Below are 5,598 nucleotides of genomic sequence, written 5' to 3'. Positions count from 1 at the left end.
AGGTAATTCAGCACCGTTCTTTTTTCACGCATATCGATAAATGCTAATTAAATTAAGCTCCAATACGCTGGTATAACGCAGCTGTGCGGCGCATCCCTCTATTAATGTCTTTTACTAATCAGTGAAAGTACAGATGGAACCAGTATCTGAAATCGGGGTTAAGGTTATTTCCATCTATCTTGTCTATGCTCCGGCTGCGCAACCGCCAAAATAATCACGGGTGATTCTTTATCTGAAATAAAACCTGGGGTTATTTCTATCTGTCCTGTTTATGCTCTAACCGGGCAGCAGCCAAAATAATTGCAGGGGAGTTTTCTATCTGACTACAGCACTCAGATACCTGCTAAAATAAAGTCAGACAAATCAGCAAAATCATCATAATCCTGCTCCAGGACAATTTACCCGCCGAAGGCGGGCGCTGCTGCAACATAGGCGCAGTATTAATTCTCCGATGCAGCCCATTGTCTGGATTGTTCATTCACCGCGTATACAACGCCGGCAACGATCACACAACAAACTACCAGTAAGGAAACGATCAATAATAACATAGCATTCCTGTTTATTCACATGAAAACCAAAAATACAAAATCCTTTTACACAATATGCTTATGCATTCAGCAAGGCAATTTTCGTAAATTACCTTCATGAGTGCAATGGCAACTTCCCGGAAAAGACGTTCGGGGAAAGATGAAAAATTAACCTTTAAAGAGCGGCTGGCCGCTCTTCGCAATTTACCGGCATTTTTCCGGATGGTATGGCAAACCAGCCCGGGGCTGACCATAGCGAACACGGTACTGAGAGTGGGCCAGGCTACCATGCCATTATCGTTGTTGTATGTAGGCAAGCTGATCATTGACCAGGTAGTGCATCTCACCAAAGACCCGGGGCATTCCACTACCTGGTTGTGGCAACTGGTAGCAATGGAACTGGGCCTGGCCATTATATCTGATGCGCTTAGTCGCGCTATTTCGTTGCTGGATGGCCTTTTGGGTGACCTGTTTGCCAACCATACCTCCGTAAAAATTATGGAACATGCCGCCCAACTGGACCTCGACCAGTTTGAAGATGCAGAATTCTATGATAAACTGGAGCGCGCCCGGCAGCAAACCAGTGGCAGAACGGTATTGCTGGCACAGGTACTGAGCCAGGTGCAGGATATTATTACCATTGTTTTTCTTGCCGCAGGATTGGTGCTGTTCAACCCCTGGCTCATATTATTACTGCTGCTGGCAGTGATCCCGGCTTTTCTGAATGAGTCGCACTTCAACGACCTGTATTACAAACTGGCCTGGGGGCAAACATCTGACAGGCGAGAGCTGGATTATATCCGCTATCTTGGCGCCAGTGATGAAACCGCGAAAGAAGTGAAAGTGTTTGATCTTTCCAATTTCCTGGTAGACCGCTTTAAATCCATCTCCCATAAATTTTATACTGATAAAAAAGCGCTGCAGATCAGGGATTCCATCTGGGGCACCGTTTTCGCCATAGTAGGCGCGGCGGGATATTATACCGCTTATGTGATCATTATCCTGCAAACGATTCACGGGCATCTCAGTATTGGCGACCTGGCTTTTCTTGCGGGATCTTTCCGGCAGTTGCGCACTACGTTCCAGGGAATCCTTATCCGGTTTTCCAGCGTTACACAGGGCGCCCTTTACCTGCGCGATTTGTTTGAATTTTTTGAGATACAGCCTAAAATGGTTCCTGTGCTTCATCCGCGGGCGTTTCCACGGCCTATTCAACGGGGATTTACTTTCGAGGATGTGGGTTTTAAATATCTTAATGCAGATAAATGGGCTATCCGCCATCTTAACTTCACGCTTCATCCGGGCGAGAAGTTAGCGCTGGTAGGAGAGAATGGCGCCGGTAAAACCACCCTTGTGAAATTATTGTCGCGCCTATACGATCCGGTGGAGGGACGTATCCTGCTCGACGGTATTGATCTCCGCGAATATGATCTGAAGGAATTACGTACACAGGTAGGCGTTATATTCCAGGACTACCAGCGTTACCAGATGACAGTTTCGCAAAACATTGCTGTAGGCAACATCGCTCAAAGCAATAACCTCCCGATGATTGAAGATGCAGCCAGGCAAAGTCTTGCTTCCCCCCTTATAGAAAAGATGCCGCTCGGCTACGAGCAAATGCTGGGACGGCGCTTTAACCAGGGTATAGAACTTTCCGGCGGCGAATGGCAGAAGATAGCGCTGGCAAGAGCCTATATGAAAGATGCTCAACTGCTGATACTTGATGAGCCCACTTCCGCCCTGGATGCACGGGCGGAGTACAATGTATTTCTACGGTTTGCGGATCTTACCCGCGATAAAACTGCCGTGTTGATATCACACCGGTTTTCCACTGTACGCATGGCCAACCGCATCCTGGTACTGGAACGTGGTACCCTTGTTGAAATAGGGAGCCATGAAGAACTGCTTGCCCGCAAAGGACGGTATGCCGAACTGTTTGAGCTGCAGGCCGCCGGATACAAATAAAGCGCCTCCTTCCGGGAGACGCTTTATAAAAATCTATGGCGGAAAGAAGAGGTGATCCCTCTTTCCTTACCTGACGCGGCTCAACCACCCATACCCCTATTATTCATTTTTTTATCTGCAGGCGGCGCCTCGCGGAGATAGCACCACTTTAAGGTAATGGCCAGCAGTAACATGATCAGCGTAGCAACAACGCCCGCCCAGGGAACCTGTTTCCTTTCCCTGCGTGCGGCTTCAATGTTTTTCCAGGCCTTCTGTGGATGGAACCTGTCCATCTGCTTCAGCTCCTCTTTTAAAGTAGCTTCTTTTGTCAGTTCCGCAAATAATAACCGGTTTTCTTCACTGCCAGCTATCCATGCCTCCAGCGCTTCGCTTTCTTCAGCTGAAAGCTTGTTTTCCCAATACTTTACTATTAACCGGGCTCCATGTTGATATGACTCCAGATCATTCTGCAATGGACAGGAAGAAATTTAATACGAGAAAAGTTTCCGGCTTTAACCGCCAATGCAATAACTCCAATGCACGTACTTTTTGCGTTTTCACCCAGCTAACCGGCATCGCCATTTCTGCTGCTATCTCTTCATTTTTCAGTTCTTCCACATAGCTAAGCTTGAAAACTTTGCTGCAGCCCTCCGGCAGTGCAGCGATAGCCCGGTTTATTTCCCCGCCTACCTCTGCCTTTATAACGGCTGTTTTAACCGCTGCAGTATGTTGGTTGCAGGCGTTCAGCACTTCTTTGTACAGGTAGGTTTTAATAGCGGGAAAATCATCGTCTTCCTGCTCATAATTTATGAAGACTTTTTGAACGATATCCTCTGCCATGGCTGGATCAGCAATTAAAAGACTGGCAAACCGGCAAAGGCGCACGTATAGCAGGTCAAATACTGACTTTAGTTGGAGGTGAGATTGTTTTGGACGGTGCGTGGACATTAAGGTAAAAATAGGGAGAAAAGAGGGGATTAGCAAAGGGGGAATGAGGAATTCTGTAATTATATTTGTGTCTTATACTGATATTATAGATATCATTATAAGAACAACTTTACCCATTTGTGAATTGAGTGTCCATACATTGTACCATGAAAAGCAATCCAAAGTGGCATAGGGATGAAATTATACTAGCACTCGATCTCTATTTTTCCCCTGATAGAGGCAGCGTTGATAGTAAAAATCCGAAGATTATAGCATTGAGTGATTTATTGAGGAGCCTTCCTTTAGATCTTGAGCGTCCTGATCCCATAAAGTTCAGGAATGTAAATGGAGTGGCACGAAAACTAGCGAACTTCATGTCATTAGATAAAAAAAATTATGCTGGCAAAGGCTTAAAAGGAGCCTCCAAGCTTGATAAAATACTGTTTGAAGAATTTATTGATAAAAAAGTTCAGCTAAGAAAATTAGCGGCAGAAATAACCAAAGCAGTAACAGATCCGTTAATAAAAAAAGAGATCTTTCAAATTGAAGAGGACGAGCAAACTGTCCAAGATAGTGTAGAAGAAGGATCCATCTTATATAAACTGCATAAAGTAAGAGAGCGAGTACCAGCCATTGTTAAGTTAAAAAAGGAAGACACACTAAAGAAGAAAGGCAAATTACTTTGTGAAGTTTGCGGATTTGACTTTTATATTTCTTACGGAGATATAGGTAAAGGCTTTATCGAATGTCATCATAGAACTCCTCTTTCAAGCATAACAGCTTCTACAAAAACAAGCTTAAATGATCTTGCACTAGTATGTTCCAATTGTCACCGAATGTTGCATAAGGATATAAATACCTTATCGGTTGAAGGATTACGAGAGAGGATGATGCGCAGGTAAGGGTTATTTTACGGAAACACCCCAACATGCTCCATCACCAGACTATACAACCGGTCAATAATCAGCGGCTTTGCTGATTCAAATCCAGCCTGGTGGCTACAAAACTCAGCATCATTGGCCACTTTATTGGCTACTTCCGACGCCAGCTCGTTGCGGTATTTATGCTGCTGGTAAATTTCGTCGCTACGCCTTTTTGCCTCGCGCAGGTGATTTGCTACAAACTCCAATCCGGGCAATGTTTCCAGCTGGATGGTGACTATACCGGAGTGGAAGTAAATAGCGCTGGCAAAGCCTTCCCAATCTTCATAGTTTAAAAATTCATGCACTACCAATAAGCAATACACAGGTGGAGGTAAATATGCCAGTTCTTCCAAAGGCAACCAGAATTCTCTTTGGATACTGGAGGAAGATTCAACATTCTGGACAATAAGCGCCAGTGCATCTTCTTTCTTATTCTTCGATTTCTGTAAGATACGCTCAGATAAAGTAAACCGTTCTGAATTAATACGGGCAATAGCTTGGGGAATATCGTAGTGATGTGTTACTAAATACTTCCTGGCTGTATCTGCGGAGACAGCCGCTTTTTGAATGACCGTTTCGATTGCTGCAACTTCAAACAATTGCCGCGCCTTATCAACATCTCCATTGGTTTGATTAAGCAGTTGGATACCCTGACGGATACCGATAGGAATTTGCTGACGAAGCAGGTGAAGCTGCTCCTTATGTGGCATTGGGTTTGACAAATAAAGGGTTATTTAGTTTTTCGTAATACCAGTAAATCTCTCGCCTCTACGTCTAAAGCCTGCGCGATTTTAAACAATGTTTCTATGGTTGGTTGCATCTGATTCGTACACCACTTTGATACAGTATTTCTATTCATGTCCAAAGTTTCAGCCAGCCAATTATTTGTTCTGCCTTTTTCAGCGAGCACTGCTTTTATTCTATTAAATACTTTATCTGCCATAACCGCTTTACAAGCATAATTTTCACCAATATAAGCATAAACAAAATCATTATGACATCGTAAAAATCACATAAATAAGCATACTATTAGTATTTTAAATAACTATAATCACATTTATTATTATAATTTTACTATCTCAGAGTATAATTAAAATCTATTGTATGCAAACCTCATCATCATTATTTCACTATACTCATTTATCCGAGCAGGAATCTATGGATTCCATGCTGGTTATTAGCCGCTTCTGTGAACTGTTTCCTCCAGCTACAGCCCGGCAAACGCTTTGGCTCTGGCTTTCGGAAACACTGGCTGCTGAGGATACTCAATATGAAGA

General features: G+C 43.9%; 6 protein-coding genes. 2 read left to right on the top strand and 4 right to left on the bottom strand.

What is annotated here, in order from left to right; translation table 11 throughout:
• Positions 1–644: 644 nt before the first annotated feature.
• Positions 645–2,492, top strand: coding sequence for an ABC transporter ATP-binding protein (locus tag VIM72_RS29670; RefSeq protein WP_332006427.1), 1,848 nt, complete (start codon positions 645–647; stop codon positions 2,490–2,492).
• 80 nt (positions 2,493–2,572) lie between these two features.
• On the opposite strand, the gene VIM72_RS29665 is transcribed toward VIM72_RS29670, so the two are convergent.
• The gene (locus VIM72_RS29665; protein ID WP_332006426.1) at positions 2,573–2,944 is read right to left on the bottom strand and encodes a hypothetical protein; all 372 of its coding nucleotides are present in this window, start codon (positions 2,942–2,944) and stop codon (positions 2,573–2,575) included.
• A complete protein-coding gene (locus VIM72_RS29660; RefSeq protein WP_332006425.1) occupies positions 2,934–3,311 on the bottom strand; it encodes an RNA polymerase sigma factor in 378 nt (125 codons plus the stop codon). Before VIM72_RS29660 ends, VIM72_RS29665 begins: the two co-directional genes overlap by 11 nt.
• 254 nt (positions 3,312–3,565) lie before the next feature.
• On the opposite strand from VIM72_RS29660, the gene VIM72_RS29655 reads away from it, so the two are divergent.
• Positions 3,566–4,300 carry an HNH endonuclease gene (locus VIM72_RS29655; RefSeq protein WP_332006424.1) on the top strand — a complete coding sequence of 245 codons (735 nt, stop codon included), beginning with the start codon at positions 3,566–3,568 and terminating at the stop codon, positions 4,298–4,300.
• Between the two features lie 8 nt (positions 4,301–4,308).
• Here VIM72_RS29655 and VIM72_RS29650 read toward each other — a convergent pair whose 3' ends face one another.
• On the bottom strand, positions 4,309–5,031 hold the full coding sequence (locus VIM72_RS29650; RefSeq protein WP_332006423.1) for a hypothetical protein: 723 nt from the start codon (positions 5,029–5,031) through the stop codon (positions 4,309–4,311).
• A gap of 20 nt (positions 5,032–5,051) precedes the next feature.
• A complete protein-coding gene (locus tag VIM72_RS29645; RefSeq protein WP_332006422.1) occupies positions 5,052–5,264 on the bottom strand; it encodes a helix-turn-helix transcriptional regulator in 213 nt (70 codons plus the stop codon).
• Between the last annotated feature and the right edge of the window lie 334 nt (positions 5,265–5,598).

The organism is Chitinophaga sp., from assembly GCF_036569185.1.
Classification (GTDB): domain Bacteria; phylum Bacteroidota; class Bacteroidia; order Chitinophagales; family Chitinophagaceae; genus Chitinophaga.
Note: the sequence above shows the minus strand (reverse complement) of the source record. Positions and strands in the feature narration are given on the sequence as shown.

Coding starts and splice junctions, on each gene's coding strand:
- VIM72_RS29670 (WP_332006427.1), top strand. CDS start 645: ATGAGTGCAATGGCAACTTCCCGGAAAAGACGTTCGGGGAAAGATGAA.
- VIM72_RS29660 (WP_332006425.1), bottom strand. CDS start 3,311: ATGGCAGAGGATATCGTTCAAAAAGTCTTCATAAATTATGAGCAGGAA.
- VIM72_RS29655 (WP_332006424.1), top strand. CDS start 3,566: ATGAAAAGCAATCCAAAGTGGCATAGGGATGAAATTATACTAGCACTC.
- VIM72_RS29650 (WP_332006423.1), bottom strand. CDS start 5,031: ATGCCACATAAGGAGCAGCTTCACCTGCTTCGTCAGCAAATTCCTATC.
- VIM72_RS29645 (WP_332006422.1), bottom strand. CDS start 5,264: ATGGCAGATAAAGTATTTAATAGAATAAAAGCAGTGCTCGCTGAAAAA.